This window comes from Lentzea sp. NPDC005914 (assembly GCF_040629405.1).
Classification (GTDB): domain Bacteria; phylum Actinomycetota; class Actinomycetes; order Mycobacteriales; family Pseudonocardiaceae; genus Lentzea.
On the sequence record NZ_JBEXVQ010000030.1, the window covers coordinates 68,275 to 94,489 of the forward strand.

The 26,215-nt window shown below is 68.3% G+C and carries 34 protein-coding genes and 2 tRNA genes; 23 read left to right on the forward strand and 13 right to left on the reverse strand.

The annotated features are described in order from the left end of the window. The first annotated feature begins 109 nt into the window (after positions 1 to 109). On the forward strand, positions 110 to 778 hold the full coding sequence (locus tag ABZ345_RS33920; protein WP_359857927.1) for an HNH endonuclease: 669 nt from the start codon (positions 110 to 112) through the stop codon (positions 776 to 778). Between the two features lie 17 nt (positions 779 to 795). On the opposite strand, the gene ABZ345_RS33925 is transcribed toward ABZ345_RS33920, so the two are convergent. Next, positions 796 to 1,611: a DUF2345 domain-containing protein gene (locus ABZ345_RS33925; protein ID WP_359857930.1), complete on the reverse strand. Its 816-nt coding sequence runs from the start codon at positions 1,609 to 1,611 to the stop codon at positions 796 to 798. 12 nt (positions 1,612 to 1,623) lie between these two features. Here ABZ345_RS33925 and ABZ345_RS33930 point away from each other — a divergent pair, with 12 nt between their 5' ends. The 3 genes from ABZ345_RS33930 to ABZ345_RS33940 are packed head-to-tail and all read left to right on the forward strand — an operon-like array spanning position 1,624 to position 3,525. Next, entirely contained in the window at positions 1,624 to 2,793 is a 1,170-nt protein-coding gene (locus ABZ345_RS33930) for an MFS transporter (protein WP_359857933.1), read from the forward strand. A gap of 20 nt (positions 2,794 to 2,813) precedes the next feature. After that, positions 2,814 to 3,059: a hypothetical protein gene (locus tag ABZ345_RS33935; protein ID WP_359857936.1), complete on the forward strand. Its 246-nt coding sequence runs from the start codon at positions 2,814 to 2,816 to the stop codon at positions 3,057 to 3,059. Continuing rightward, positions 3,046 to 3,525, forward strand: a complete 480-nt coding sequence (locus ABZ345_RS33940) for a DUF5130 family protein (RefSeq protein WP_359857939.1) — start codon at positions 3,046 to 3,048, stop codon at positions 3,523 to 3,525. The genes ABZ345_RS33935 and ABZ345_RS33940 overlap by 14 nt, the downstream gene beginning before the upstream one ends. A gap of 400 nt (positions 3,526 to 3,925) precedes the next feature. On the opposite strand, the gene ABZ345_RS33945 is transcribed toward ABZ345_RS33940, so the two are convergent. From ABZ345_RS33945 to pepN, 3 genes are all read right to left on the reverse strand, one after another. Next, positions 3,926 to 4,564 (reverse strand): GNAT family N-acetyltransferase, encoded by a 639-nt coding sequence (locus ABZ345_RS33945; RefSeq protein ID WP_359857942.1) that lies wholly within the window; start codon positions 4,562 to 4,564, stop codon positions 3,926 to 3,928. Further along, positions 4,561 to 6,051, reverse strand: a complete 1,491-nt coding sequence (locus tag ABZ345_RS33950; protein ID WP_359857945.1) for a GNAT family N-acetyltransferase — start codon at positions 6,049 to 6,051, stop codon at positions 4,561 to 4,563. Before ABZ345_RS33950 ends, ABZ345_RS33945 begins: the two co-directional genes overlap by 4 nt. A gap of 72 nt (positions 6,052 to 6,123) precedes the next feature. Beyond that, positions 6,124 to 8,685, reverse strand: coding sequence for an aminopeptidase N (gene pepN / locus ABZ345_RS33955; RefSeq protein WP_359857948.1), 2,562 nt, complete (start codon positions 8,683 to 8,685; stop codon positions 6,124 to 6,126). Positions 8,686 to 8,858: 173 nt separating this feature from the next. On the opposite strand from pepN, the gene ABZ345_RS33960 reads away from it, so the two are divergent. From ABZ345_RS33960 to ABZ345_RS33975, 4 genes are all read left to right on the forward strand, one after another. After that, positions 8,859 to 9,467, forward strand: coding sequence for a disulfide bond formation protein DsbA (locus ABZ345_RS33960; RefSeq protein ID WP_359857951.1), 609 nt, complete (start codon positions 8,859 to 8,861; stop codon positions 9,465 to 9,467). A 36-nt stretch (positions 9,468 to 9,503) separates the two neighbouring features. Continuing rightward, positions 9,504 to 10,349, forward strand: coding sequence for a DNA-3-methyladenine glycosylase 2 family protein (locus tag ABZ345_RS33965; RefSeq protein ID WP_359857953.1), 846 nt, complete (start codon positions 9,504 to 9,506; stop codon positions 10,347 to 10,349). An 85-nt stretch (positions 10,350 to 10,434) separates the two neighbouring features. Beyond that, positions 10,435 to 10,758 (forward strand): hypothetical protein, encoded by a 324-nt coding sequence (locus tag ABZ345_RS33970; protein WP_359857956.1) that lies wholly within the window; start codon positions 10,435 to 10,437, stop codon positions 10,756 to 10,758. A 53-nt stretch (positions 10,759 to 10,811) separates the two neighbouring features. Next, on the forward strand, positions 10,812 to 12,164 hold the full coding sequence (locus tag ABZ345_RS33975) for an aldehyde dehydrogenase family protein (protein ID WP_359857959.1): 1,353 nt from the start codon (positions 10,812 to 10,814) through the stop codon (positions 12,162 to 12,164). On the opposite strand, the gene ABZ345_RS33980 is transcribed toward ABZ345_RS33975, so the two are convergent. After that, a complete protein-coding gene (locus ABZ345_RS33980; RefSeq protein ID WP_359857962.1) occupies positions 12,161 to 12,547 on the reverse strand; it encodes a hypothetical protein in 387 nt (128 codons plus the stop codon). The genes ABZ345_RS33975 and ABZ345_RS33980 overlap by 4 nt on opposite strands. 177 nt (positions 12,548 to 12,724) lie before the next feature. Here ABZ345_RS33980 and ABZ345_RS33985 point away from each other — a divergent pair, with 177 nt between their 5' ends. Further along, positions 12,725 to 13,939: a GNAT family N-acetyltransferase gene (locus ABZ345_RS33985; protein ID WP_359857964.1), complete on the forward strand. Its 1,215-nt coding sequence runs from the start codon at positions 12,725 to 12,727 to the stop codon at positions 13,937 to 13,939. A 57-nt stretch (positions 13,940 to 13,996) separates the two neighbouring features. Then, positions 13,997 to 14,710 carry a hypothetical protein gene (locus ABZ345_RS33990; RefSeq protein ID WP_359857967.1) on the forward strand — a complete coding sequence of 238 codons (714 nt, stop codon included), beginning with the start codon at positions 13,997 to 13,999 and terminating at the stop codon, positions 14,708 to 14,710. An 80-nt stretch (positions 14,711 to 14,790) separates the two neighbouring features. On the opposite strand, the gene ABZ345_RS33995 is transcribed toward ABZ345_RS33990, so the two are convergent. Together ABZ345_RS33995 and ABZ345_RS34000 are read right to left on the reverse strand one after the other, a co-directional pair. Next, complete coding sequence (locus ABZ345_RS33995) at positions 14,791 to 15,591, reverse strand: zinc finger domain-containing protein (protein ID WP_359857969.1); 801 nt, start codon at positions 15,589 to 15,591, stop codon at positions 14,791 to 14,793. Then, on the reverse strand, positions 15,584 to 16,036 hold the full coding sequence (locus tag ABZ345_RS34000) for a ribose-5-phosphate isomerase (protein WP_359857972.1): 453 nt from the start codon (positions 16,034 to 16,036) through the stop codon (positions 15,584 to 15,586). Before ABZ345_RS34000 ends, ABZ345_RS33995 begins: the two co-directional genes overlap by 8 nt. Positions 16,037 to 16,063: 27 nt before the next feature. On the opposite strand from ABZ345_RS34000, the gene ABZ345_RS34005 reads away from it, so the two are divergent. Both ABZ345_RS34005 and ABZ345_RS34010 read left to right on the forward strand, forming a co-directional pair. Further along, positions 16,064 to 16,723, forward strand: a complete 660-nt coding sequence (locus ABZ345_RS34005) for a 2-phosphosulfolactate phosphatase (RefSeq protein ID WP_359857975.1) — start codon at positions 16,064 to 16,066, stop codon at positions 16,721 to 16,723. Beyond that, entirely contained in the window at positions 16,720 to 17,328 is a 609-nt protein-coding gene (locus ABZ345_RS34010; RefSeq protein WP_359857977.1) for an MBL fold metallo-hydrolase, read from the forward strand. Before ABZ345_RS34005 ends, ABZ345_RS34010 begins: the two co-directional genes overlap by 4 nt. On the opposite strand, the gene ABZ345_RS34015 is transcribed toward ABZ345_RS34010, so the two are convergent. The 3 genes from ABZ345_RS34015 to ABZ345_RS34025 form a co-directional block, all read right to left on the reverse strand. Continuing rightward, entirely contained in the window at positions 17,309 to 17,644 is a 336-nt protein-coding gene (locus ABZ345_RS34015; RefSeq protein WP_359857980.1) for a histidine triad nucleotide-binding protein, read from the reverse strand. The genes ABZ345_RS34010 and ABZ345_RS34015 overlap by 20 nt on opposite strands. A gap of 220 nt (positions 17,645 to 17,864) precedes the next feature. Then, a complete protein-coding gene (locus ABZ345_RS34020; protein ID WP_359857983.1) occupies positions 17,865 to 18,200 on the reverse strand; it encodes a VOC family protein in 336 nt (111 codons plus the stop codon). Beyond that, positions 18,197 to 18,490, reverse strand: coding sequence for a helix-turn-helix domain-containing protein (locus ABZ345_RS34025; protein WP_359857986.1), 294 nt, complete (start codon positions 18,488 to 18,490; stop codon positions 18,197 to 18,199). Before ABZ345_RS34025 ends, ABZ345_RS34020 begins: the two co-directional genes overlap by 4 nt. 57 nt (positions 18,491 to 18,547) lie before the next feature. On the opposite strand from ABZ345_RS34025, the gene ABZ345_RS34030 reads away from it, so the two are divergent. After that, on the forward strand, positions 18,548 to 19,102 hold the full coding sequence (locus ABZ345_RS34030) for a hypothetical protein (protein ID WP_359857989.1): 555 nt from the start codon (positions 18,548 to 18,550) through the stop codon (positions 19,100 to 19,102). A 192-nt stretch (positions 19,103 to 19,294) separates the two neighbouring features. Here ABZ345_RS34030 and ABZ345_RS34035 read toward each other — a convergent pair. After that, positions 19,295 to 19,365, reverse strand: a tRNA-Gly gene (locus tag ABZ345_RS34035). 63 nt (positions 19,366 to 19,428) lie between these two features. On the opposite strand from ABZ345_RS34035, the gene ABZ345_RS34040 reads away from it, so the two are divergent. Further along, a tRNA-Pro gene (locus ABZ345_RS34040) sits at positions 19,429 to 19,502 on the forward strand. A 111-nt stretch (positions 19,503 to 19,613) separates the two neighbouring features. Here ABZ345_RS34040 and ABZ345_RS34045 read toward each other — a convergent pair. Further along, positions 19,614 to 21,194, reverse strand: coding sequence for a LacI family DNA-binding transcriptional regulator (locus ABZ345_RS34045; protein ID WP_359857992.1), 1,581 nt, complete (start codon positions 21,192 to 21,194; stop codon positions 19,614 to 19,616). Between the two features lie 12 nt (positions 21,195 to 21,206). Next, entirely contained in the window at positions 21,207 to 21,776 is a 570-nt protein-coding gene (locus ABZ345_RS34050; protein ID WP_359857995.1) for a helix-turn-helix transcriptional regulator, read from the reverse strand. A gap of 87 nt (positions 21,777 to 21,863) precedes the next feature. On the opposite strand from ABZ345_RS34050, the gene ABZ345_RS34055 reads away from it, so the two are divergent. The 9 genes from ABZ345_RS34055 to ABZ345_RS34095 all read left to right on the forward strand — a co-directional run bounded on the left by ABZ345_RS34055 (position 21,864) and on the right by ABZ345_RS34095 (position 26,214). Beyond that, positions 21,864 to 22,109: a helix-turn-helix transcriptional regulator gene (locus tag ABZ345_RS34055; RefSeq protein WP_359857998.1), complete on the forward strand. Its 246-nt coding sequence runs from the start codon at positions 21,864 to 21,866 to the stop codon at positions 22,107 to 22,109. Between the two features lie 351 nt (positions 22,110 to 22,460). Beyond that, positions 22,461 to 23,474 carry a hypothetical protein gene (locus tag ABZ345_RS34060; protein WP_359858001.1) on the forward strand — a complete coding sequence of 338 codons (1,014 nt, stop codon included), beginning with the start codon at positions 22,461 to 22,463 and terminating at the stop codon, positions 23,472 to 23,474. Beyond that, entirely contained in the window at positions 23,464 to 23,685 is a 222-nt protein-coding gene (locus ABZ345_RS34065) for a hypothetical protein (RefSeq protein ID WP_359858004.1), read from the forward strand. The genes ABZ345_RS34060 and ABZ345_RS34065 overlap by 11 nt, the downstream gene beginning before the upstream one ends. Positions 23,686 to 23,727: 42 nt before the next feature. Next, entirely contained in the window at positions 23,728 to 24,282 is a 555-nt protein-coding gene (locus ABZ345_RS34070; protein ID WP_359858007.1) for a hypothetical protein, read from the forward strand. Between the two features lie 207 nt (positions 24,283 to 24,489). After that, the gene (locus ABZ345_RS34075; protein ID WP_359858010.1) at positions 24,490 to 24,942 is read left to right on the forward strand and encodes a hypothetical protein; all 453 of its coding nucleotides are present in this window, start codon (positions 24,490 to 24,492) and stop codon (positions 24,940 to 24,942) included. A gap of 95 nt (positions 24,943 to 25,037) precedes the next feature. Beyond that, positions 25,038 to 25,265: a hypothetical protein gene (locus tag ABZ345_RS34080; RefSeq protein WP_359858012.1), complete on the forward strand. Its 228-nt coding sequence runs from the start codon at positions 25,038 to 25,040 to the stop codon at positions 25,263 to 25,265. Beyond that, a complete protein-coding gene (locus ABZ345_RS34085; RefSeq protein ID WP_359858015.1) occupies positions 25,262 to 25,504 on the forward strand; it encodes a hypothetical protein in 243 nt (80 codons plus the stop codon). The genes ABZ345_RS34080 and ABZ345_RS34085 overlap by 4 nt, the downstream gene beginning before the upstream one ends. Before the next feature lie 2 nt (positions 25,505 to 25,506). After that, complete coding sequence (locus tag ABZ345_RS34090) at positions 25,507 to 25,758, forward strand: hypothetical protein (RefSeq protein WP_359858018.1); 252 nt, start codon at positions 25,507 to 25,509, stop codon at positions 25,756 to 25,758. Between the two features lie 216 nt (positions 25,759 to 25,974). Then, on the forward strand, positions 25,975 to 26,214 hold the full coding sequence (locus tag ABZ345_RS34095; RefSeq protein WP_359858021.1) for a helix-turn-helix transcriptional regulator: 240 nt from the start codon (positions 25,975 to 25,977) through the stop codon (positions 26,212 to 26,214). Position 26,215: the final 1 nt, after the last annotated feature.

A 26,215-nucleotide genomic window follows, 5' to 3' on the forward strand; every position in this document is an offset into this window, starting at 1 on the left:
GAGCTGTTGACGCAGGGTTCGATCACACATCCATGACACGTCATTTATCACACGTGATTTTTTGCTGGTAAGTGTGGTCTCCTATGGCTGAACCGGTGGAGGTGGTCGCGTGCCAGACCGACAACCGACCCCTATCGGCGGCTCGCTACCTGGCGAGACGGCGCCGACGGTCCCCCCATGCCGAAATCAGCCCGAGCTGAGGGCGGTACCGGATGGGGATCGAGATGGGGGAGGTTCCGGTCCGACGCCGGCGGTTTTCCCCTGGGGAAGACGCAAAGTCCTGCTGCTGAACGCCACGTTCGAGCCGCTCACGGCGTTGTCACTGCGCCGGGCGGTCGTGCTGGTGGTGTGCGGCAAAGCCGAAGTCGTGCACGGAGACGCTTCCGGGCTGGTGCTGCACTCGTCGAAGTCCGAGGTGCTCGTGCCGTCCGTGATCCGGCTGAGCACCTACGTGCGCGTTCCTTATCGCGGCCGTGTGCCGATGACCCGTGCCGGGCTCATGCAGCGCGACCGTTATCGCTGTGCCTACTGCGGCGGGCGGGCCGAGACGATCGACCACGTCGTGCCGCGCTCGCGTGGCGGACCTCACACCTGGACCAACTGCGTCGCCTGCTGTGCGAAGTGCAACCACCGCAAGGCGGACAAACTGCTGTCCGAACTGGGCTGGCGGCTGCGCGTCGTACCCGCGGCGCCACGTGGCCAGCACTGGCGACTGCTCGCCGGGGTGACCGAGGCTGATCCGCAGTGGTTGCCGTACCTGGGTGAACCCGCGGCCTGATCTGCCTTCGGGTGGGGTCAGGCCGCGAGGGAGAAGTCGTCCTGGCGTGCCGTGATGCGGACGCTGTCGTCGTGCGCGGTGATGCGCACGGAGTCGTCCATGGTGATGCGGACGCTGTCGTCATGCGCGGTGATGCGGACCGAGTCGTCCATGGTGATGCGCACCGAGTCGTCGTGCGCGGTGATCCGGACGCTGTCGTCGTGCGCGGTGATGCGCACGGAGTCGTCCATCGTGATGCGGACGCTGTCGTCGTGGGCCGTGATGCGCACCGAGTCGTCCATCGTGATCCGGACCGAGTCCTCACGCGCCGTGATCCTCACCGAGTCCTGCTGAGCGGTGATCCGGACGGAGTCCTCACGGGCAGTGATCCTGACCGAATCGGACATGGTGATCCTGACCGAATCGCTCGCCGTGATGCGGACCGAGTCTGCCATCGTGATGCGCACCGAGTCCGAGGCGGTGATGCGCACTGAATCGGCCGCAGTGATCCGAACGGAGTCACGCGCTGTGATGCGAACGGAGTCACTTGCCGTAATACGCACTGAATCGTCCTTGTAGCTCGGAAGAGTGAAGGACAGTGCCTGGGGGCGGGTCGTGTTCAACATTTCGTGTCCTCCAGGACGCTCGGTACGGCTGCGCAAGAGCCGTATAGGTGAAAAGCTAAGAGGTGGGTGTGCCGGGAACAAGACCCCAAACCGGCACCCATTCGCATCCGACCGGGTGAGGCCTGACCGGGTGTAACCGCTGCGCCGCACGAGAGCACTCATTGCCTCTACTGGCCGGTATGGACACGCTCTGTAGCGTTCAAACCGATGGAACGTGACATGCGTCATACCGCAAAAGGCGTGCGTGGACGCGGTTTCCGAGCCCTCACCGGCGCGTGGGCGGTGTCGCTCGTCGGGGACGGTGTGCGCGTTGTCGCGTTGCCCTTGTTCACCGCCACGAGTACCCGTAGCCCGCTCGCGGTGTCCGCGGTGGCCGTCGCCACCACTTTGCCGTGGTTGCTCGTCGCACTGCCCGCCGGCGCGTTCGTGGACCGCTGGAGACCGCGAATCGTTGTCGTGGTGGCACATTGGCTGCGCGCCGGGGTGACCGGACTGCTCGCGCTCGCGGTCCACACCGGACACGCGACGGTCGTCGTCTTGTGCGCCACGGCTTTTGTACTGACCTCGGCTGAGACATTCGCGGACTCGGCGTCCCAGGTGTTGCTGGTCGAACTGGCGGGCCCGGACGACCTGGAGGCGGCGAACGGCAGGTTCGTCACGGTCGAGACGGTCGGCATGGACCTCGCCGGACCCCTGGCGGCCGCGGTGCTGTTCTGGTGGGCTCCGGCGGCCTGTTTCGCCCTGGACGCGGCGTCGTTCGTCGTCGCCGCACTGCTGGTGTCCCGCGTGCCGGACGTGGCTCCCGAGCGCTCCGGGGGCGATCTTCGCGGGCAACTGGTGGAGGGCGCGCGATTCCTCGTGCGGACGCCTGGCCTGCGGTCACTGGTAGTTGCCGTTGCAATCACAGCTGTCTGTGCGGCCGCGGTCAACGCCATGCTGGCGCTCTACTCCATCCAGGTGCTCGGCCTCGCCGAACCGGTGGTTCCCGGCCTTGTCGTGTGCATGGCGGCGGGTGCTCTGCTAGGCGCGTGGTCGTCTCCGCGGCTCGCGTCCCGGTGGGGTCCGGGGCGGGTGATGGTCGGGTTCCTGGCGTTGCTGGGCGCGGCGTTCGCGTTGTTCGGCCTGGTGCCGTGGCTGGTGGTCGCGGTGATCGCGTGCGTGCTGTTCGGCGTCGCGTCCGCGGGGTGGAACGTGCTGTCCGCGACCCGCCGCCAACGTCTCACGCCAGGGCCGGTGATGGGCCGCGTGACCAGCGCTTATCGGGTGCTCGCGTGGGGTCTGTCGCCGCTGGGAGCGGGGCTGGCCGGACCACTGGCGGCGGTGACGTCGCTGGGCACCGTCTACGTCGTGGCGGGCACGATCGTGGGATTGACCGCGATCATGCTGGCCCGGCCGCTCACGCGCGCGTGAGTTCGGCTACCGTACCCGCCGTGACCATCGTGGAGACCGTCCTCGTCTTCGCGCTGATCCCGCTGGCTCTGTACGGCGTGATCGCGCTGCTGACGGTGAGGCCAAAGGCCACCCGGATTCCCCGGTACCGGCCCGGCCAGGAGTGGGGCTACGCCCCGGTGTGGTGGAGCGCGAACCCGGCCGGGTTGAGCTCGGACCACCACAGCACCGCCGAGTCCGCCGTCTCGGGCTCGACCGCCAAGGGAGGCGCCCGTGGCAACTGGTAAAGCGATCGTGGCCGTCGACCCGTCGACGTTGCCCGTCGGCGCGGTTGTGACGAACAGCGGCCGTGTCTCCGCCGCGAAGATGTACGAGCCGCACGCGCCGGAGCTGCCGTTCACGCCAGCCCAGCTCGCGCAGCTGGACGAGGCGCTGACGCTCTCCAGCCGCACCACGGGCCTCGACTTCAGCGTGTACCTGGGGGAGCTGGGCTCTTCCTCGCGCGAGCGCGCCGGGGAGCTGCACGCCTCCACCGCCCGTCCGTCGCACCACGTCCTGCTGGCCGTGTCGCCGGGCGAGCGCGTCGTCGAGATCGTGACGGGCGAGGAGTCGCACCGCCGGCTCGCCGACCGCGGCGCGAAGCTCGCGGTGATGAGCATGGTGGCGTCCTTCAAGGAGGGCGACCTCGCGGGCGGCATCGTGTCCGGCCTGCGCATGCTGACCGACCAGGCGGGCAACGCACCGCGTTCCTGAATCCAGGTTCGACTTGGCAGGCCCCCGGCTTCACCGCCGGGGGCCTGCGACGTTTTCTGGGGGCTTCGATGAGTTTGCACAGGCACGACAACACGTCCGCGGCGTCCGCGCTGAGGATGGTCCCGGATCTGGAGGACGTGTCCTTCACGGCCGTGGACTGGATGGGCCGCCATTACCTCGAGACCAGCGGCATGGTCGTCGTCTTCGACCCCGGCACCGCCGAGGCGCTCGGCTACGACTATCCGACGATGGAAGAGGCCCTCGCCGCCGCGCCCGACGAGCTGCTGCGCACGGACCTGCTGGAACCTGGAGGCCGTGAACCTCGAGGTGTACTGGTCGATCCACGGCCAGATCTGGCTGCAGGTCAAGGATCTGCCGCCCGGCACGCCGATCACGGGCATCACCCTGGCGTGACGTCGTTGCGCGCCACCACGAGGTCGGAGATCTTCTCCCAGCCGAGCTTGCGGTACAGGTGCACGCCGTCGGTCGACGAGAACAGCAATCCCGTCTTCGCCCCGTCCTTCACCGCCTCATGGGCCAGCGTGCCCATCACGACGCTGCCCAGCCCACGTCGCCGATGCGCGTCCGCGGTCTCGATGCGGTGCGCCACAGCGTCTTCACCGACGACGGCCATCAGCCCGCTCGCCGCCTGCTCGCCGTCCTTCAGCACCCGCACCCCGATGACCGGGTTCCTGGTCACCTCCACCGCGTAGCCCGCGGGAGCGTCGAAGTGCGGGTGCTCGGCGAGCGCGCACCGCATGAACGTCTCGTCCGGCCGTGCCACGATCAACCCGGCCGCCTCGATCTCCGCGGTCACCTTCAGCGGCGAGTGCGTCGGCACGCTCAGCCAGTTCGGCTCCTCCGTCGCGGCCACGATCCTTGCCATGGCAGCGGTTTCCGCGTCGTCCGTGGCGATCCACTCGTACTTGCGGCGCGATCGGTTCACGTCGACGACCAGGTAGCCGTCACGGTACCTCGACGTCAGCCCGTCGGCCGCGATCCAGCCGCGGTGCCAGCGCTCCACCAGTTCACCGATCATGACTTCCCCTCAGCGATCACAACGTCGGGAACGGTTTCCCAGCCGAGCCTTCGATAGAGGTGCAGGCCGTCCTCGGTCGCGAACAGCAGTCCGCTCGTGGCACCCGCCTGGACCGCTTCCCGTGCGAGCGCACCCATCACGACGCTGCCGAGCCCGCGCCGCCGGTGCTCGGGAGTCGTGGCGATGCGGTGCGGCACAGCGTCTTCGCCGACGACGGCGATCAACCCGCTCGCGGCCTCGGCGCCGTCGTGCAGCACCCGGACCTCGATGACGTCGCCCGGCGTCACCTCCACCGTGTAGCCATCAGGCGCCGGGGGTGCGGGATGGCCGGCGAGTGCGCGCCGCATGAACGTCTCCCCAGGGCGCACGGCCAGGCCGTTCTTCCTGACGATCTCCTCGACCTCCACCGGTGACTTCGTGGGCACGGTGAGCCAGTCCTCGCAGCCGGTCCGGGTCGCGTGCCAGTTCGCGGCGGCGTCGTCGGTGAGGACGCGTTCGATCCGCCTGCCCGGCCGGTCGCAACGCACGTGCCAGGCGCTCGGATGACGCAGGGCCCGCAGCCCGGCCGCGGCGACCCACCCGTGGAGCCATCTGTCGACCAGGCCGGGAAACTCCATGATCCGGTCGATCTCCTCGATTCCGTCCAACTCGGAGTCCAGCTCGACCCGGTTGCCACACTGCCGCAACAACTTCACCACATCGAGGAACAGCTCCCGCTCCGCCTCGCTCAGCGCCAGGTGCAGACCGGGTGCGTCGGTGACGTGTCTGCCGTCCAGGTGGTGCACTCCGCCGAACCGATCCGCGTCGTACCTCTCGCGCGCTCGGTAGGTGAGGTCGGCCCAGGCCTCGCGGCCGTCGGCGTCGAACCGGGCCCAGAGATTGCGTTCAGCCGGGACGCCCTGGTGCCACAGGTTCCACACCCCTCGCGCCGAGGGGGCCGGGCGTTCGTGCCAGTAGATCGGGGTCGTTGTGGGCAGTTGGTCGAGCACGACGTCGAAAAGCCCGTCACCCAGCGCCGACGGTGTCACTGAAGCGACTTCCAGCGTGATCGGCACCCTGGCCATGATCCGGCCGTGCCTGTCGAGAGCGTGCAACCCCTCTCGGCACCACCATCCGCGTTTGCGCCAGTCCGTCTGCTCCCGGATGCGTTCCGGATCGTCGACACCGATCAGCGTCACGGGTGGCCACTCGTGGCCGCGCCAGGGCCGGGGGAGTCCGTCGATCGTGAAGCCCTCACCGATCTGCGCGTTGTTCTGGAAGAGGAGGTTACGGTCCCACCACTGCGTTTCGTCGCCTTCGGCCACTTCGAGCTCGTAGTCACCGGCGAGAGCAGCGAACTCGGCCGGACACCCCCGCAACACGACGCGCTCACGTTCCACCGGTACCGGATCGCTGAACAGCCCGTCGACGTCCACCGCTCGCGCCAGGACGTCCGTGACCTCTTCGCTCTCTTCGGTCGAGTACCAGCGCACCACCTCGTAACGCACGCTTCCCCCCAGGAAACGGGAAGACCCCGTGCCGCCATCAAAGCGCCACGGGGCCTTCACCACCAAGCGAATTCAGGAGCGATCGAACTCCTGGGCCGCCAGCGCGCGCACGATCCCCGCACGCCCCTCGGAAACCAGGCGCCGCAACGCCGGCGGGTGCTCGTCCGCCAGCCACGCGTCCGCCGCCTCCACAGTGGACCGGGCGATCGACCACGCCGGGAACATGCCGACCACCATGGACTGCGCGCGCTCGGACGTGCGCCGGTCCCAGACGCTCTTCACGTCGGCGAAGTAGCGCTCGACGTACGGCGCGAGCAACTCCTTCTGGCCGGGGTGCGAGATGCCCGCGATGATCGCCTCGCTGACCGCGTTGGGCAGGTCGTCGTCGTTCACCGCGCGGTCCCACGCCTCGTCCTTGGCGGCGATCGTCGGGCGCAGCGCACGCGCCTGCTGCGCGCGGCGGTGACCGGTCGAGGTCGGGTCGCGCTCCTCCTCGGCGTTGATCTCCGGCAGGCCGGCCTTGCCGTGCGCGACGAGCGCCTGCAGCAGACGCCACCGCAGGTCCGTGTCGACGTCGAGGCCTTCCAGCACGGCGGAACCGTCGTACCAGCCGCGCAGCACGTCCAAAGTGGACTCGTCCAGCACCGACGACGCCAGCGCGTTCACGAACGCCAGCTGGTGGTCCGAGCCCGGTTCGGCGGACTGGGCCAGTTCCAGCGTCGTGGCCACGAACCGGCGCCAGCCCTCGCCACGCCACGTGTCGTCGGCGTAGGAGGACAACGAGGTCTGGGCCTGCAGCAGAAGCCGTTGCACGACACCGACCTCGGACTCGGCGTGCAGACCGCCCAGCACCAGGTTCACGAAGTCGCGGGCCTTCAGTTCGGCCTCGCGGGTCATCTCCCACGCGGCCGACCAGCACAGCGTGCGCGGCAGCGGCTCGGCGATGTCGGAGATGTGGTCGATCAGCCCGGCCAGCGAGTCCGGGTCGAGGCGCATCGTGCAGTATGTGAGGTCGTCGTCGTTGACCAGCACGATCTTGCCGCGGTGCACGCCGACCAGCTCGGGAACCTCGGTGCGGTCGCCGGTCACGTCCAGCTCGTGGCGGTGCGTGCGGACCAGCTTGCCGGTCTCGTCCGCGTCGTAGACACCGATCGCGATGCGGTGCGTGCGCAGTTCGCCGGCACCCGGACGCGCGCCGCCCTGCAGCACCGCGAACTCGGTGAACTTCCCGGACGAGTCGACGGTGAACTTGGGACGCAACAGGTTCAGGCCCGTCGTCTCCAGCCACTGCGCGCTCCACCACGACAGGTCGCGGCCCGAAGCCTCCTCCAACGCGCCGAGCAGGTCCGCGAGCGTCGCGTTGCCCCAGGCGTGCTTGCCGAAGTAGACCCGCAGGCCCGCCAGGAAGTTCTCCAGCCCGACGTACGCGACGAGTTGCTTCAGGACCGAAGCGCCCTTGGCGTAGGTGATGCCGTCGAAGTTGACCTCGACCGCCTGCACGTCGGAGATGTCCGCGGCGACCGGGTGCGTGCTCGGCAGCTGGTCTTGCCGGTACGCCCACGACTTCTCGATCTTCGCGAACGTCGTCCACGCCTGCCGGTACTCGGTGGCCTCGGCCTGCGCCAGCACCGACGCCCAGGTGGCGAACGACTCGTTCAGCCACAGGTCGTCCCACCAGCGCATGGTCACGAGGTCGCCGAACCACATGTGCGCCATCTCGTGCAGCACGGTCTCGGCGCGGCGCTCGTAGAGGTAGCGGGTGACGCGGCTGCGGAAGACGTAGTCCTCGAGGAACGTGACGCAGCCCGCGTTCTCCATCGCGCCCGCGTTGAACTCCGGCACGAAGCACTGGTCGTACTTGCCGAACGGGTACTGCACCCCGAACGCCTTGTGGAAGAACCCGAAGCCCTGCTTGGTCTCCGTGAAGAGCCGCTCGGCGTCCATGTGAGGAGCGAGCGAGGCACGGCAGTAGATGCCCAGCGGGATCTTGAAGTCACCCTCGACGAACTCGTCACGCCACTCCGCGTACGGGCCGGCCACGAGCGCGACGATGTAGGTCGACATCGGCTTGGTGGTGGCGAACGTGTGCACGTCCGCGCCGCCCTCGCCGTCCTCCGTGGCGGTGATCTCGCCGTTGGAGATGACCTTCCAGTCGTGCGGGGCCGTCACCTTCATCGAGTAGACGGACTTCAGGTCGGGCTGGTCGAAGCACGCGAACATGCGCTTGGCGTCCGCGGTCTCGAACTGCGAGTACAGGTACACGCCGCCGTCGACCGGGTCGACGAACCGGTGCAGGCCCTCGCCGGTGTTCATGTACCGGCAGTCGGCCTCGATGGTGAGCTCGTTGGTCTCCGCGAGGTCCGGCAGCCTGACGCCGTCCTCCTCGCGGTAGGAGGAGACGTCGAGCTCGCTGCCGTTGAGCACAGCGCGGTGCACGGTCGCCGCCACGATGTCGATCCACGAGGAAGCACCCGGAGTCCGGCTGCGGAACACCACGGTCGTGGTGGAGCGGAACGTGTCCGAACCCGGCTTTCCGCCGCCGTCGGTCAGGTCCAGCTCGATCCGGTAGGACTCCACTTCCAGCAGCTCAGCACGTTCCTGAGCCTGGTCGCGGGTGAGGTTGGGCGCGGCCACTGGTCACCTCGTCTGCCGCGCGGGTGGTTACGCGCTGACGTCGTCGGGAATGGTTATGACTCCCGCATCCAATCACGGAACCGGCGTACGGGAAGAGATGAGAGGGTGATCTGGTTGGGCTGATGGGGCGATAACCGCACCCAACGCGACAGAACGCGACCGAAGGGGCACGCATGGCCGACAAGGCGAAGGTCGATTTCTACTTCGACCCTCTTTGTCCGTTCGCCTGGATCACCTCCCGGTGGATCCTCGAGGTGGAGAAGGTCCGCGAGATCGACCTGAGCTTCCACGTGATGAGTCTTTCCGTGCTGAACGAGGGGCGCGACCTGCCCGAGCAGTACAAGGAGCTCATGACCAAGGGCTGGGGCCCGGTCCGCGTCGCCATCGCCGCCGAGCAGAAGTTCGGCAACGAGGTCCTGCCGCGGCTGTACACCGCGATGGGCACCCGGATCCACAACGAGGGCAACAAGGACTTCGACGAGATCATCAAGCTGGCCCTGGCCGACGCCGAGCTGCCGGCCGAGCTGGCCTCCGCGGCCACCTCGACCGAGCTCGACGAGGAGCTGCGGGCCTCGCACCACCGCGGCATGGACCCGGTCGGCATGGACGTCGGCACGCCCACGATCCACATCGACGGCGTCGCGTTCTTCGGCCCGGTGCTGACCAAGATCCCGCGGGGCGAGGAGGCGGGCACGATCTTCGACGGCGCCCGGCTGCTGGCCGGCTACCCGTACTTCTTCGAGCTCAAGAGGACCCGGTCGGGCGACCTGGACTTCAGCTGAGTTTTTTGTCGGTGGTGCTCGCTAGCGTCTGGAGACATGGCACACCACCGCGTCGAAGTCGCAGTTCAGGGCCCCTGGTCGCTGGCCACCTCCCGAGCCTTCTGGGAGGGCTTCACACCGGCCGCGCTGCCCGCCGTTGCAGGCGAGGCGCTGCAGGCGGAGTTCCTGGTCGAGGGTGAGTGGCGTCGTGCTTCGGTCTCCGTGACCCAGCGCGGCGCCACTGCCGTTCTGGAGCTCTCCGGTGCCGGCGACCTCGACCTGGCGGCAGCGCAGGTCTGCCGCTTCCTGGCGCTGGACGTCGACGGCCGGGGCTGGCCCGACGTCGGCGCCCGAGATCCGGTGATCGCCGAGGCACAGGCGGAACTGCCCGGTTTACGGCCGTGCGGGTTCTACTCGCCGTACGAGGCGGCGGCGTGGTCGGTGCTGTCGCAGCGGGTCCGGATGACGCAGGCGGCTGTTCTGAAGGCTTCGCTGCTGCGGGACGGGGTGTTCCCGGCGCCCGCGTCGTTGCGGTCGATGGACCTCGACCTGCCCGGTCGCAAGCCCGAGTACCTGCGCGCGGTGGCCGAGGCCGCGCTGGACGGCCTGCTCGACGCGGTGACGTTGCGCTCGATGAAGCCCGCCGCGGCGGTGCTGGCCGTGCAGCAGGTCAAGGGCCTGGGCCCGTTCGCCGCCGAACTGGTCGTGCTGCGCGGGGCGAACGCGCCGGATGCCGTGCCGCACAACGAGTCCCGGCTCACGGACGAGGTTCGTGAACGGTATGGGCGGCCGCTGGCGGAGGTGTCCGAGGCGTGGCGGCCGTATCGGACTTGGGCCGCGGTGCACCTGAGGGTGCTGCGGGAGCGGCGGCTTGGGGGTGCGATGGCGACTTCGGGCCGGTGAGCGCTCCGCACCGCTCCGTGCCCGCCGCCATGCCGGTGTCGGTGCCGTCGCGCGCCCGTGCCGAAAGCTGTGCCGTCGCTGCCCCGTGCCCACCGCCGCGCCCGCGTTCTCGGCGGTGCCGGTGTCCGGTGTCGCGCTCGTGGCCGCCGTCACCTCGTCGGCGCCCGCCGTAGTGCCGGTGCGATCGCCGCACCGTGGCTGCCGCCTCGCCGGTGTCGTCGCGCACCCGTGCTCGACGCCGCACAGGTGCCCGCCACCACACTTCCCACTCGCGCCCGCACCTCGTGGCCCTCACCAGGCCGCGCCCCACCTCATCCCGCTGACCTCCGCCCCGCTGACCTCCGCCCCGCTGACCTCCGCCCCGCTGACCTCCACCCCGCTCGAACGTGACCCCCACGAGCAGATGTGACAGGCTGACCCGTTGTCAGCACTGAGGTGTCACATCCCGCCTGGAGGGCTCTCGTGATCGAGGTCGTCAACCCCGCCACCGAGGAAGTCATCGGCACGCTCGCCGAAGGCACCCCGGCCGACGTCGACACCGCCGTCGCCGCCGCGGTGGCCGCCTTCCCGGCGTGGTCGCAGACCGAGGTCGAGGAGCGGGCGAAGGTCGTGCGAGCGATCATCGACGGCCTCGAGCGACAGAGCCAAGAGATCGCGCGGGCGATGACGGCCGAGATGGGCACGCCCATCACCTTCAGCCAGAAGGTGCAGGTCGCGAACCCCATCGCCATCGCGAAGGGCGTGGCGGACGTGCTGGAGCGCGGCTACTTCGAGCCCGAGGAGATCGGCAACTCGCTGGTCCTGCGCGAGCCCATTGGAGTCGTCGCCGCCATCACGCCGTGGAACTTCCCGCTGCAGCAGATGGTCGCGAAGGTCGTGCCGGCGCTCGCCGCGGGCAACACCGTCGTGCTCAAGCCGAGCGAGCTCGCGCCGAAGACCGCGGACCTGCTCGCCGAGGTCATTGAAGCCGCAGTGCCGAGCGGCGTGTTCGGGCTGGTCCACGGCACCGGGCCGGTCGTTGGTGAGGCACTGGCGGCGCACCCGGACGTGGACATGGTGTCGTTCACCGGGTCGACGCGGGCGGGGCGGCAGGTGTCCAAGGTGGCGTCCGAGACGGTCAAGCGGGTCGCGCTGGAACTGGGCGGCAAGTCGGCGTGCATCGTGCTCGACGATGCGGACCTGGCGCGTGCGGTGAAGATCGCGGTCGCCAACGCGTTCATGAACAACGGTCAGGCGTGCAGTGCTTGGACGCGGTTGCTGGTGCCCGCGGACCGTCACGACGAGGCCGTGGAACTCGCCGCGCAGGCCGCCGCCAAGTACACGAGCGCGGACCCGGCGGATCCGTCGACGCGAATCGGGCCGGCGGTGTCCAAGGCGCAGTGCGACCGCGTGGTCGGCTACATCCGCAAGGGCGTCGAGGAAGGCGCGCGGCTGGCCGCCGGTGGGCCGGAAGCGCCGTTGTCCCAGGGCTTTTACGTCGCGCCGACGGTGTTCGGTGGCGTCACGCCGGAGATGACGATCGCCCAGGAGGAGATCTTCGGGCCGGTGCTGGCGGTCATGCCGTACGTGGACGAGGACGACGCGGTGCGCATCGCGAACTCCACGATCTACGGCCTGGCGGGCGGCGTGTTCTCCGCCGATGCCGACCGGGCGATGCGGGTGGCCAAGCGCTTGCGCACCGGCCAGGTCGACATCAACGCCGCCGCGTTCAACACGAGCGCGCCGTTCGGCGGCTACCGCCAGTCGGGCAACGGTCGTGAGTTCGGCAGGTTCGGTCTCGACGAGTTCTGCGAGATCAAGTCAATTCAGCGCTAAACAATGCGCACTGAATTGTGGGCGGTGGCCGGTCCGTAGTCCGCGGTGCCGGTCACCACGGCGTCGAACCCGAGCAGCAGCACCAGCACGAGCTGCGTCTGGTCGACCTCGGCGTTGCAGGAGGCCTTGCCGCCGCTGTCCGTGTGGTCGGTGCACAGCACGTTGCCGGTCGTGGTGCGGAACGAGACCAGCACGTTGTTGAGGTTGGCGCCGGTGTTCGCGTTGCGCGCGAACGCCTCCATGTGGATCTCGATCGGCGTCGGGACGACCTTCGCCGTCCCGGTCTCGGCGATCAGCTGCACCGGAACGGGTGTGGCGAAAGCCGTCGCGGACGTGCCGAGAACAATTGCCGCGGCGGACAAGAAAGCGATGAGCACTCTCATTTCTGCTCCTTCGTCAAAACACTGGTGCGGCGTGCGCGGCGATTTTTCGCTCGGCCTCGAACAAAACGCCACCCAGGAACGTTCCCGATGAAAACGATTGCTTTCGACGTCACGTGGACTGCGCGGCCGGACGAAATTGAGCTGCGGGACCGGCTGGAGCGGCGTATCACTGCTGCCATGGCTGACTCGGCGCTGAGCATCAGGACCATCGACGAATCCGACATGCCCGAGTTCTCGCGGGTCATGGCGTGGGCATTCCTGGACGACCCGCGGGGCGTGGACAGCAAGTGGCTCAAGGTGCTCGAGCACGACCGGGCGCACGCGATCCTCGACGGTGACGAGATCATCGGCACCGGGGGAGTCCTCAGCAGGGAGATCACCGTTCCGGGTGGTCTGCAGGTTCCGGCCGGCGCGGTGACCGTGGTGACGGTCAAGCCGGGCCATCGGCGGCGTGGTGTCGCGTCGCTGCTCATGAAGACGCAGCTGCACGGCATGCACGAGTCGGGCGAGCCGATCGCGATCCTCTGGGCGTCGGAGGGGGCGATCTACCGCCGGTTCGGCTACGGCGAGCTGGCCACCAGCCTCAACCGGATGACGATGCCGACGCGGATGGCGTTCCACCCCGGCGTCCCGGTGAGCGACACCCGGATCCGGCAGGTGACCCGCGAGGAGGCGCTGCCGTTCATGCGCGAGGTGCACGACCGGGTGCGCCGCACGAAGGTCGGCTGGCTGAGCCGGGTCGAGGCGACGTGGGAGGTCCAGCTCGGCGACCGCGAGGTCGATCGCAACGGCCTCACCTCCTACCGGTACTGCCTGCATCCCGAGGGGTACGTGGTGTTCCGGGTGAAGGGCGGGGGCGGTCCGCGCGGGCCGCAGGACGAGCTGCACGTGCGCGAGCTGGTGTGCGAGACCGACCAGGCGTACGCGGACCTGTACCGGTTCCTGCTGGACATCGACCTGGCGACGGAGATCTCGTTCTACACCGCCGCCGACGACCCGATCCTGCACATGGTCGACAACCCGCGGAAGGTGGGACGTGACCTCGGCGACGCGCTGTGGCTGCGGATCGTCGACGTCGACAGGGCTCTGCCGCTGCGCCGCTATTCGTCCGATGTGGACAGTGTGCTGGAGGTCGAGGACTCGTTCTGCCCGTGGAACTCCGGTCGCTGGCGCTTCACCGTGAAGGGCGGGGAAGCGGTGGTGGCGCGGACCGAGGATCCGGCGGACGTGTCGCTCGACGTCGCCGCGCTCGGCAGCGCATACCTTGGTGGCGTACGGCTTTCCGTGCTCAAGCGGGCACACCGCGTGGTCGAGCACACGCCCGGTCACGTGGACGCGCTGACGTTGGCGTTCATCGGCGTGTGTGAGCCGCACTGCCCAGAGGTGTTCTGACGGAACTCACGCCCGCGTTCACACGTTGACGGTTTACCTGGTGTGGGAGGTAAAGCCGTGGGCACCATCGTGTGGGTGGTTGTACTGGTACTGCTGGTCGCAGGGGTGTTCTACCTGGTCAGCCAGAGCAACGCGCGCAAGGCGCGGGAGCTCGACGACGCCAAGGCGGAGGCCCGCCGGTGGGTCGAGCGGCTGGGCGGGCAGGTGATGAGCCTCACGGGGTCGAACGCCGCGTCCACGCAGGCCATGGCCGACGCGTCCGAGCGCTTCACCGCGGCCGGGTCGCAGATGGAGCAGGCCCGCACGATCCCGCAGGCGCGGCTGGTCACCGAGACCGCGATGGAGGGCCTGCACTACGTGCGCGCCGCGCGTGAGGCCATGGGCATGGACCCCGGACCCGCGCTTCCCGAGAGCGCGGGGCAGAAGCAGGCGGGTGCCGTCAGCGAGGACCGTCAGGTCAGCGTCGAGGGCCACCAGTACGCCGCGTCGCCGCACTCCGGTTCCGGCACGCCCTACTACTACCCCGGTGGCATGGTCGCCGGACGTCCAGTGCCGCGTGGCTGGTACTCCGAGCCGTGGTGGAAGCCCGCGCTCGTGGCCGGTGCGTGGGGTGTGGGCACGTTCCTGCTGATGGACGCCATGTTCTCCGGCATGCACGGCATCGGTGACTACGGCATGGCGGACATGGGCGCGGCCGACTTCGGTGGTGGTGACATGGGTGACGCCGGCGGTGGCTTCGACTTCGGCGACATGGGCGGGTTCGACTTCTAGCCCGAAGTGCTCATCGGTGGAAAGTGCTCACGAACTGAGCACTTTCCAGCCACACCCGAAAAGACATCCCGAGAAAATTCTCAGGGCTGGCAGGCGGGGCACCAGAAGAGGTTGCGAGCTGCCAGTTCCGTGGTCAGGACCTCGGTGCCGCAGACCAGGCACGGCTCCCCGGCACGGCGGTAGACGTACACCTCACCGCCGTGCCGATCCACGCGCGGCGCACGGCCCATGGCGCGCGGCATGTGCTCGCGGCGGACGGTGTTGATCTGGCCGACCTTCACGCCGTCCTTCATCAGCACGACCAGGTCATCCCAGATCGCGTCCCACAGCTCGCGGCTGACCTTGTTGCCGACCAGCAGCGGGTTCACGTTGTGCCGGAACAGGACCTCGGCGCGGTAGACGTTGCCGACACCCGCGAGGATCTTCTGGTCCATCAGCAGGACGGCCAGCGGCTGCTTGGAACGGATGATCCGCTCGTAGGCGCGGTCGGAGTCGGCGTCCTTGCGCAACGGGTCGGGCCCCAGCCGCTCGCGGATCGCCTTGACCTCGTCTTTGTTGAGCACCTCGCACGCGGTGGGGCCGCGCAGGTCCGTCCAGTGCGTCTCGCCGGCCATCCGCATCCGGACCTGGCCGACGGGCAGCAGGACCGGCAGGGGTGACTCCGTGAACGTCCCGTAGAGGCCGAGGTGGACGTGCACGATCGCGTCCGGGCCGTAGACGTGGAACAGGTGCTTCCCGTGCGCCTCCGCGCGGACCAGCTTCCGTCCGTCCACAAGGGACGCCGCGAAGCGCCCCTGTGGACTCGTGACGGACACGGGCCTGCCCGCGTACCGGCGCTGGTGCAGCCGCGCCAGGCGGTGCAGCGTGTGGCCCTCAGGCACGCTTGTCTTCGTACGCGCTGACCTGGTCGATGCGACGCTGGTGGCGGGGCTCGCCCGAGAACGGCGTCTCGACGAACGCCGAGACGATCGCGGTCGCCTCCTCGGTGGTGTGCTGGCGAGCGCCGATGCCGACCAGGTTGGCGTCGTTGTGCTGGCGGGCCAGCTGCGCGGTGCTGATGTTCCAGGCGAGTGCGGCGCGGGCGCCCTTCACCTTGTTCGCGGCGATCTGCTCGCCGTTGCCGGAGCCGCCGATCACCACGCCGAGGCTGCCGGGGTCGCCGACGACCCGCTCGGCCGCGTCGATGCAGAACGACACGTAGTCGTCCTGGGCGTCGTACTCGAGGGCGCCGACGTCGACGATCTCGTGACCCTGCTCGCTCAGAGCCTTGGACAGGTGGGACTTCAGCTCGAAGCCCGCGTGGTCTGCTGCCAGATAAACGCGCACGTCCGGGAGTCTGGCACGCTGGCGGGCATGTTTGCTCAGGAGGGGTACCGGCTGAAGCTGGAATGGGGGCCTGAGGGCGTCGACGTGCTGCGGGACTGCGACGTGCTGGTCGTCGTGGACGTGTTGTCGTTCACCACGTCCGTCGACCTGGTCGTCGGCAACGGCGGCCAGGTGCGGCCGTCGCGCTGGAAGCCGCGCAACGGCACGCTGCGACCAGCGTCACTCGTCGACGCGACGGGTCTGGTGGAGCTGCCGTCGCCGAACGGCTCGAACCTGTGCGCGCTGGCGGCCGAGACCGGCGCGCACGTGCTCGCGGCCTGTCTGCGCAACGCCTCGGCCGTGGCGAAGCGCGCTCAGGAACTGGGGGAGACGATCGGCGTGATCCCCGGTGGCGAGCGGTGGGGCGTCAACATGGCGGGGGAGGGGCAGACGTTCGGTCCGCTGCGGCCGTGCGTCGAGGACTACCTGGGCGCCGGCGCGGTGCTCGCGGCGCTCTCCGGGCCGGCCTCGCCCGAGGCGCAACTCGCGGTCACGGCGTTTCAGAACACGGACGTCGCCGCGGCCGTGAGGGCGTGCGGATCGGGGCAGGAGCTGATCGGGCACGGGCACGCGGCGGACGTCGAACTGGCGGTGCAGATCGGGGTCAGCAGCGCCGTGCCGGTGCTCGTCGACGGGGTGCTGCGGTGATCGAGATCGCCGACGGTGTGTTCATCCGACGGCACACCGAACTCGACCTCACGCTGGGACTTGTCACCGGCTCCGGTGACTCGCTGCTCGTGGACTCCGGCATGGATCCCGCACTGGCCACTGAGGTCCGGCCGTCGCGGATCGTGTTGACGCACAACCACTTCGACCACGTCCTGGCGACCGAGGCGTTCCTGCCGTGCGAGGTGTGGGCGCACGAGGACTGCGTGGTCGACGAAAGCCTGCTCGACAGCCGTGCCAGGTACTACTCGGAACCCTTCGAGGGCACGCTCGTCGCGCCCACGCACACGTTCCGGGACGCCGTGACGCTCGACGTCGGCGGACGGCGGGTCGACCTGCACCACTTCGGGCCCGCGCACACCTCGCACGACGTGATCGTGCACGTGCCGGACGTCGGCGTGGTGTTCGCGGGCGACCTCGTCGAGCAGGGCGCTCCCGCTCAGGCCGGTTCGGACGCGACGCCGTCGAACTGGCGCCACGTCCTGGACCGGCTGCTGGAGCTGAACCCGCGGATCGTCGTGCCGGGCCACGGCAGCCCGGTCGACGCCGAGTTCGTCAGGGAGATGGCTATCCCGGCGGCCACGTGAGGCGGCGTCCGCCCAGGACGTGGCAGTGGACGTGGAAGACGGTCTGGCCGCCGTCCTTGCCGGTGTTGAACACGAGCCGGTAGCCGGACTCGTCGATCCCCTCCTGCTTCGCGACCTGGTGCGCGGTCGCGAGGATCTGGCCCGCGAGCACCGGGTCGACGTCGCCGACCGCCTGGTGGTGTTCCTTGGGGATCACCAGGACGTGCGTGGGCGCCTTGGGGTCGATGTCGCGGAAGGCGAGCGTCGTGTCGGTCTCCGTCACCACGGTCGCCGGGATGTCACCCGCGACGACGCGGCAGAACAGGCAATCGGTCACACCCGCATGCTATTGGTTCCGTTGGACTCTGTTGTTCCTGCCTCACAGCGATAAATCATGGCTGTGTGAAGGGCGCCAAACTGCTGGTCGTCGTGCGGTGCCTCATCAGTTTCGCGATCGGTGTGCTGCTCGCGATCCTCGCGATCCGCTTCGGTGAGGCACTCTGGCGGGCAGTGCAGTAGTTCCCCTGTGGACGAACCAGGACGGGACTTCAGCAGACTCAGCGGACGAAACAGAACTCGTTGCCCTCGGGGTCGCGCATGACCTGGAAGCTGCCCTTCTCGTCGGTGACGATCACGCCCTCGCGGGTCGCGCCGAGGTTCACGGCCTTCACGACGGAGGCCTCGATGTCGTCGACCTCGAAGTCGAGGTGCAGCCGGTTCTTCACGTCTTTGCGCTCGGGCACGGGCTGGAACGACATCCGCACCCCGCCGGGGGGTTCGACGTGGGCCCAGCCGTGCTCGCGGTTCACCGGCTCCCCGCCGAGCATTTCGGCCCAGAACCGCACGAGGCGGTCGGGGTCGTTGCTGTCGACGACGATCTGTTCCAGCCTCACGCCTTCACCACGTTCTCTCGGGCCCAGTCGCAACACAGGTCGAGCAGCCCCAGCAGCTTGTAGCCCTGCTCCGTCAGTTCGTACTCCACGCGCGGCGGATTCTCGTCGTACTCGGTGCGCGTGACTGTGCCGTCGCGCTCCATCGCCCGCAACGTCTCGGTGAGCACTTTGGCCGTAACCACCGGCATCTCCGCGCGCAGCTCGGTGAACCGCCGCCGCCCCCCGTGCAGCGCCCGCAACACATGCGCCGTCCACTTGTCGCCGATGCGGTACGGCAGGTCGCATTCCACCTGGTCACCCCCGATATCGTTGCGGAAACCGGCCACCCGCACCCTACCGTCGCGCCCATGGCGAAGATCGTTGTTTTCGGCGCCCACGGCAAAGCAGGCCACCAGATCGCGGCGGCAACAGAAGTCCGCGGCCACGAGGTCGCCCGAATAGGCCGCACCCCCGGCGTCCACCGAGCCCCGGAGGTAGCCGCAGGCTACGACGTAGCAGTGAGCTCGGTGGCCGACCTGTCCCGAGACCCAACCGAGTTCTACACAGAAGCGGCCCAAGCCTTGGTGACATCCGGCGTAGGCCGAATCATCGTGATCGGCATCTACCCACTCCTAGAGACCTCACCAGGCCTGCGAGTGATCGACGCCCCAGACTTCCCGGCGGAACACCGCCCGTTCTGCCAAGGCCACGCAGCCGGCATCCAGGTACTGGCCAACTCCACCACGAACTGGCTGGTGATGAGCCCCGCAGGCAACTTCGGCGGCACCCCCACAGGCAAGTACCGCTTGGGCCCACCAAACCCGGCAGACAACCTCACCTACGAAGACTTCGCCCTAGCCGTGGCCGACCAAATCGACCACCCAACCCACCACCACACCCAGCTAGGAGTCACCTCAGCCTGACCCAGCCCACCCACACCCGTCATCTACGCGGCACGGCGCTCCGCAGCGCGGCCTGGCCAAGGTGATCAACCCATATGGGGGTCCGGGGGCGTGCCCCCGGCTGGGGGTCTGGGGGCTCGGCCCCCAGAAAAAACCGAGAGGCCGAGGTAAGGTCTGCGCTCTCCGCAGACACACCTCGGCCACTCGGTCGCGAGCGGGCGACGGGAATCGAACCCGCGTAGCTAGTTTGGAAGACTAGGGCTCTACCATTGAGCTACGCCCGCGTTGCCGCCCTGTTCAGGGGCTGCGGTGAATACCTTAGCCGAGGGCGGTAAGCTGGTTGCAACCGGGGCGTGGCGCAGTTTGGTAGCGCACCCGCTTTGGGAGCGGGGGGTCGCAGGTTCAAATCCTGTCGCCCCGACGGTTGAAAGTGCAGGACAGGGCTGGTTTTCCCGAATGGGAGACCAGCCCTGACTTGTCTCCCAAGGGTTCTGGGGAGAATCTGGGGAGATGATCATGGGTTCGGCGATCATCACGCCAGTCCCTGAGTCGCTCGCCGGACGTCGTCCTTCGCGAGCTCATTGAGCTTCCGGGCTCGCGCTCGCAGCAGCTCGTCCAGCGCGGCGACCGGCGACCGCGGGCTCATCGCGATCCGTGCGTCCAGCGCCTTCTCCCACGCGGCCGTCAGTTCGTCGAGCAGGCGGGCCCGCATCTCTTGCGTGACGTGGTCGTAGCGAGCCTGCACTGAACCGTCGAGGTGGCCAAGCCGGTCGTCCATCAACGGCGGCGGCGTACCAACACTCCGCATCAACGTCTTGTGCGAGTGCCGCAACCCGTGCGGCGTCAGGCCTTTCGCGATCGGCACCCAGCACGAGTCAGCCCGACCGCTCGCGTTGCGGCCGCGCGCCGGCACTCCAGGCCAAGGCTCGCCGAGCACTGGCACCGGCCGGGCGTCGTGCGGCGCCTTCTTCGGATACCAGCCTGTCGCCGCCGGTTGGAAGAGCCACGTCGCGAACCCGTTGCGGCGCCAGTGAGCCGCCGTCTCCCCGCCGCCAGAGCCGCGGATGAAGCCGAGCTCGGCGATAGCCTTCTCGACCTGCAGGCGAGTCGCATCGGCCACGCGGTCCGGGTAGTTCAACACGTTCGAGACGGTCCCGGTTGACACGTCGGCCCGCCGTGCGACGTCGACGAGCTTCGCGCCAGGGCGGCGCGCGGCGCCGTTCGCCGCACCGAGGCCACGGAACACGTACGTCCTGCCGTGGCACGCGCACGGTTTCGGTCCGGTGCGGGCGATGTGGTCGGAGATCAGGCGCGACAGGAACGCCGGAGAGTCGATCTTGCGGTACGAGTCGTCCTTCGGCGGGCAGCGGTGCAGCTCGCTCGTGTCCAGTTCGTACAGCTGGTGCTCGACTTGGATCGAGCCCAGTCGGGCGTACTCGGTCTCCAGTCCGACCAGCTCGCCCCACCGCATCCCGGTGTAGTACTTCGTCACGACGGCTACGAACTCGTCGTCACGCCCCGATAGCAAGGCGGCTCGCTCAGCGATTAGCAAGGCGCCTAACGGGTCCGTGATGACCTTCTCTGGCCCACGTTCGCTCGCACGGCCGGCGCGCTTGCCGCGCCCGCGACGCCTCGTCGCTGGATTCGAGCCGATCAGCTCGTCGTCGACCGCGTCTTCAAGGACCAAGTGCAGCGTGCCGCGCCAGCCCTTGATGCTGGCCGGCTTATACCCGGCGGCACGCTCTTCCTTCTCCCACTCGGCGATGTCGAACGCCGTGATCGCACCGATCTCCATCTCCCCGAAGTAGGGGAGTAGGTGCACCTCGAGGTTCGACTTGTAGTTCTCCATCGTGGACAGTGCCAGGTCCTGTGCGGCGTACCAGCGTGACGCGTAGTCAGCGAACAGGATCTTCCCGGATGCGGGGTCGCGCCAGGTGCCAGCGCGGACCTTGGACTCTTCGTCGTTCGCGCCCTTCTCGGCGTCGCGCTTCGTGCGGTACCTGACGGTCGCGCCGGTTGCGTCGGTGACCGTGCCGTACTTGCCATGGGCGATCTTGTACCGGCCTCTGTAGTAGACGCCGTCCTTGCCGGTGCGCTTCTCGGCGAACCCCATCGGGTTCCTTTCTCAGTCGAGTCTGATTCCCGGGTCCTCTTCGTCCTCGGGGTACCTGTCGGCGTAGCGCCGGACGGCTTCCATCGCCACGGCCTCGATCTCTGCTTTGCGTGCGGCCCGTGCTGCTAGGTCCTCGGTTGCGGACGTAGCCCGGAGGTACTTGTCTCGCAGTTCGGGTGATGCGTCGAACAGCTGCGTGAGGCGGTCCCTGAAGTCCTTCGACATCCCGCCCGAAACCGGGGTGATGTAGTCGAGCAGATCGGCACCAGTGACGACGTCATCGCTCGCGGTGCCGCGAGGCGCGAGGCGGACGTTGGGGCTCTCGGGGAGAAACCACCAAGTGAGCGGCAGTTCGAACGCGCGAGACATGGCAATCAGCTCGTCCCCGCTGAACACCTTCACTCGCGAGCTTCGATGAGCTCGTTCTGCGTCTCCGTACACCTGGACTGACCAGCTTCGCCCGAGGTACTCGGACAGCTTTTCGGCCGCCTCTTGCTGAGTCCACCCGCGCAGTTTTCTGGCCTCACCAAGGTTGTACGAGACCAGGTCGTCGAAGCTTTTCGGCCTTGTCTGTGGGTCCACCTCGCCGACGATAACAGCGGGCAAAGCATCAGTGCTAGTCGGCTTGCGTACTTGCGTAGTACGCATCGGCGGTGCTACACACTAAGCATGAATGCTAGTCGGGTAGCGCCAGTGCTAGATGGAGCGTCGCCGCTGCGAGCGCTCCGCGTTGCGCATGGTCTTTCGCTCGGAGAAGCCGGAAAGCGGGCTGCCCTCGACCCCGCCCACCTGTCGCGTGTGGAGCGTGGTCTCGCAGGGGTGAGTGTCGATGCTCTTGTGCGACTGGCCAGGGTTTACGGACTGGCGGACCTGGCCAAGCTGTTGGCGCCTTACGCAAGGGACGGCCGGTCATGAATGCGAACCCGTTGCCTGCGCTGTACACGCCTGACGACGTCATCAAGTCGTGGGGGCCAGCGGCGCCGTCGCGTTGGTGGCTTCTGGAGCAGTGCCGTCTCCGACGGATTCCGTTCACAAAGGTTGGCGGCAGTTACCGCTTTACGGCAGAGCACGTGGCCGCGATCTTGAAGATCTTCGAGCAGCTCCCCGGCGACGAGCCGACGTCGCGGACCTCGACCCCTCGTCGCCGTGCTCAGGCCCAGCCGTCTTCCGAGCAGGTGGTGCGGCTCCAGGCTCGTACGCCTCGGCGTCGACGGACCGGATGAACACGGTCATCTCCAGACGTGGACGCCGCGGGAGGTGGCCAGCGTGACAAGTCGCCGCAAGCCCTCGAAATCGCGGCTGCACGACGGTTCGTACTCGGTGTACGCCCCGTTCGAATGGGCCAAGACCGTGCCGTTGCTCATGCGGGGGAACGGCACTCCCGACACCACGGCTCACCACGTGTTGCTGGTTATGGCCACCTTTGCGGATCCGGACGGCACGAACGTCCGCCCATCAGTGGCGACGCTGACCAAGGAGAGTCACTTCGCGAAGCAACGCACAACGCTGGATGCGTTGCGGCGCTTGGAAGACGAGAAGCTGATCGTGCGGACCGGCGAGATGACCGGCGGCACCGTTGTGTGGAAGTTGAACTACGAGCTGGAGTTCGACTCCGACAGCGTGGCAGACGAGTTCGATGACCGGTTCGAGCGGGAGCGGAAGAAGCAGGCCGAGCGCAGCCAAAGGTACCGGGACGCGAAACGAGCGCGTCACGCCGCAGTGGAGCGTGACGCCGATGCCAGCGTCACGCCGCAGAGAGGCGTGACGTCACGCTCCACAGAGGCATCACGTCACGCCGCAGTGGAGCATTGCGTCACGCCGCCGACTCCGTCACACCTGCAGGTCAGCCCGGCTACACCAGCCCTTGACCAGCCCCTGACCAGCCCAGAGACCAACGGGGGCCACGCTGGCCCCTGCGACCCCCGGCGAACCGAGTCGCCGCAAGCGGCACCTCGGACCGATCTGGAACCGGAACCTGCCGTGCTCCCAGAGAAACCAACGCAGGTCGATCTCTCAACTCACGTTCTCCACGCGCGAGCGCGCGAGCTGGCCTCGGTCGACTTCTTGGCCGATGACACGGAGCTCGACGCAGAGGAGATCAGCAGCCGTGTCGAGGTGCTCAAGGCACTGGACCCGGTGCGGTACCGCAATGCCCGGTTCGCCGCGAGGAAAGCGCTCGGCCTCAGCCACTCGGTCACGACCAGCCCGAAGCACCGGGAAGCGCTCAACCGCGAGATCTACCGCGCCCACCGAGCCGAGGGAGCACACCGTGCCTCATGACCGGTTTGGCGAACGCGTCGAGCCCGAGGAGACCGATGCCCTGGTGCTGCCGTTCCCGGAGCCGCCTCACGACGAGCGGTGCGTGGACGGCTGGATCGACCGTGACGCCGCAGTGCCCTGCCTGCACTGCAAGCCGCACCTCGCCCGCATCGTGCGCCGCCGGCGCGGCCGGAGTCCGCCGACTTCCTCCCGCACCCCGACCAAGAGCTGATCTACGGCCAACCCCCACGACCAAGATCGAGAAGGAACAACAATGGGTCTCCCGCAAATCGACGTCCTGATCGCCTCGCCGAGCATGAGCTTCATCCGCAGCGGGGCCGCCGTCGAGCCGCACATCGACGCAGCACTCGACGAGTTCTTCGTGACCACCACTGCACACAACGCGGCCCGCGAAGCCGCACAAGCTGGGCGGGTCGACATGGTTCCACCCGACGCGGACGCGGAACTGGTCGCGCGACTCATCCTCGACGCCCGCGAGCGCAAAGCGACGCCGGATCGTGCGCGGGAAGCGCTGTTCGGCGTGTTGAACGCGCACTACGGCGACTGGACGGTGGCATCGAACAAGCAGGTCGGCGTGGCACGCGCGAAGCTGATCAAGCTGCTCGGCCAGGTCATCGAACTGACTGCGGCCTACCACGTGCACAGCGGCACCGCGCAAGGCCTCGCTGAGCGCGCCCGGTTCCAGTTCCGCGGCTACGCCGGACAGAACCTCGTTCAGGAAGCACACACCAGCGCCGAGGCATTCCTCGAGCACCTGCGGTTGGCGGACGCCGCCGACCGCCAGCAGCCGGACGCCGCCGCCAGCTGACACACCTGCTCCGCCTGGTCGTCCAGCGGCGTGTGCCGAGGTCGACCAGGCGGAGCGTGAAAACCCCATGGAGGACCAGTGGCCACCTCAGACCCCTTGGAAGCCCCGCGATGCACGGCACCGTCACGACGCTCCGGTGAACGCTGCAAGCGCGCCCCCGTGCCTGGCGCCACGGTGTGCGTGATGCACGGCGGAGGAGCGCCCCAGGTGCAGCGTGCGGCCGCGAATCGGCTCGCTGTGCGGGCTGTGGAGGCCGACGCGGCGGCAGTGCTGGCGGCCGAGGGGGTTTCCTTGGGCGAGGACCCGTACGCGGCCCTAGAGCGCCTGGCGGCCGAGGCGCTCGCGGTGAAGAGCGCTTGGGCTGCACGGGTCGTCGCGCTTGGGCCGAACGTTCGGTACGAATCCGCTGGCGGTTCCGAACAAATCCGCGCAGAAGTCGTGATGTACGAAAGATTCTTCAGCAGATCGGCCAAGTTTCTGGAAAATCTCGTGCGCCTCGGCTTGGACGAGCGACGCGTCGAGGTTCAGGAACGCCTCGCTGATCAGTTCACTCGCGTGATCAACGGTGTCCTCGACGACCTCGAACTGTCGCCTGAACAGGCGGGCCGCGCGCCGACGCTCATCGTCCGACACCTGCGGCTTCTGGGGGGTGGTGGGTGATGCGGAGGAAGGAGCAACCGGCGCATGCGCGTCGGCCCTGGTACGAGCTGGCGGCCGAGTCGGTTCTTCCTACCGAGTTCAGGTTCACCGAGGAGATGGAAGCCGAGATCGCTGGCACCTTGCCCGTGATGAACCTGATCCGGAAGGCCCGCGGTGAACGGGAACTGACGCTCGATGAGGCGATCGACGAGCGGCACGACGACATCGCCAGCGGCCGGTACGCCGCCGAGGCTGCTCAGCGACTGCGGCTGATCGCCGAAGCACGCGCCCTCGCACAAGCCGCGCGACAGCAGCTCTTGGCATCGACGGGAAGTGACTCATGATCAGAATCGAAGGCGCCAACGCCTCCCGGACGTTCGCGCTGGACATCGGCCCGAACGTCCCGGACGCGATTCACGAGGCGAACGGGACCGCGTTCCTGCGGGAGCTGCAGCAGCGCGGCCTCCGCCCAAATGGTGACGTGACGGTCGCGTCGATCGTCGAGCAGGAGCCCGACCGCTACGGCCAGCCGCGCGCGGTGATCACCTACGCGGTCGGGCTCCAGCCGGCCGAGGAGGCGTGACCGTGGCTACTGACCCTGTTTTCGCCGGACCGCACGCCACCACGATCGCGCTCGTCGTCGGCGCGATCCGGAGAGACTCCGAGGGCATCGACCTCCTCATCACGTCGATGACGCCAGAGGAGTCGCGGATCGCCTTGTGGGCGCTGGCGTACCTCTCGGCCGAGTGCATTCAGGGCATCTCGCCGGGCAGCGAGGAGCACACCGTCGAGCGGCTGCGCCGCATCATCGTCGGCCTGCGGGCTGTCGAGTCGTGACCTGCGCCTCTATCCTGATGATGACGTAGAACGTCGACGCCAAGCGAGCTGGCCGAGGGGAAGCCGGTCCCGAGTGGACTGGCATAAGTCCGGTAGTCCGGACCCCGGAACGGCAGCGATCGCTGAACGGCGCGCCCGCGACGACCGCGACGCCGAGCACCAGAGCAACAACCGTTGCTCTCGGAGCTCGGCGTTCGTGTTTCCGGGAGCTGCGCCGTGGCGAGTCTTCGGTTCTCCAGCAAGCGTTTTCGCGACTTGTGCGCCGAACAAGGTGTGACCGCGACTCAGCTCGCGGACGCGACCGGTTGTTCAGCGTCCGCGGTGTTCAAGTGGCGTTCCAGCCGGGCACGGCCCGGTGCTGACGCACTCGCCGCCGTCGCACACGCGCTCGATGTACCGCTGGAGGCGTTCTTCGCGCCGACCGCGGGCACCCCGACGTCGAACCGGGCGGCCTGAT

Coding starts and splice junctions, on each gene's coding strand:
- ABZ345_RS33925 (WP_359857930.1), bottom strand. CDS start 1,611: ATGACGCATGTCACGTTCCATCGGTTTGAACGCTACAGAGCGTGTCCA.
- ABZ345_RS33945 (WP_359857942.1), bottom strand. CDS start 4,564: ATGATCGGTGAACTGGTGGAGCGCTGGCACCGCGGCTGGATCGCGGCC.
- ABZ345_RS33960 (WP_359857951.1), top strand. CDS start 8,859: ATGGCCGACAAGGCGAAGGTCGATTTCTACTTCGACCCTCTTTGTCCG.
- ABZ345_RS33965 (WP_359857953.1), top strand. CDS start 9,504: ATGGCACACCACCGCGTCGAAGTCGCAGTTCAGGGCCCCTGGTCGCTG.
- ABZ345_RS33980 (WP_359857962.1), bottom strand. CDS start 12,547: ATGAGAGTGCTCATCGCTTTCTTGTCCGCCGCGGCAATTGTTCTCGGC.
- ABZ345_RS33985 (WP_359857964.1), top strand. CDS start 12,725: ATGGCTGACTCGGCGCTGAGCATCAGGACCATCGACGAATCCGACATG.
- ABZ345_RS34005 (WP_359857975.1), top strand. CDS start 16,064: ATGTTTGCTCAGGAGGGGTACCGGCTGAAGCTGGAATGGGGGCCTGAG.
- ABZ345_RS34030 (WP_359857989.1), top strand. CDS start 18,548: ATGGCGAAGATCGTTGTTTTCGGCGCCCACGGCAAAGCAGGCCACCAG.
- ABZ345_RS34045 (WP_359857992.1), bottom strand. CDS start 21,194: ATGGGGTTCGCCGAGAAGCGCACCGGCAAGGACGGCGTCTACTACAGA.
- ABZ345_RS34055 (WP_359857998.1), top strand. CDS start 21,864: ATGAATGCTAGTCGGGTAGCGCCAGTGCTAGATGGAGCGTCGCCGCTG.
- ABZ345_RS34070 (WP_359858007.1), top strand. CDS start 23,728: ATGGGTCTCCCGCAAATCGACGTCCTGATCGCCTCGCCGAGCATGAGC.
- ABZ345_RS34080 (WP_359858012.1), top strand. CDS start 25,038: ATGGAAGCCGAGATCGCTGGCACCTTGCCCGTGATGAACCTGATCCGG.
- ABZ345_RS34085 (WP_359858015.1), top strand. CDS start 25,262: ATGATCAGAATCGAAGGCGCCAACGCCTCCCGGACGTTCGCGCTGGAC.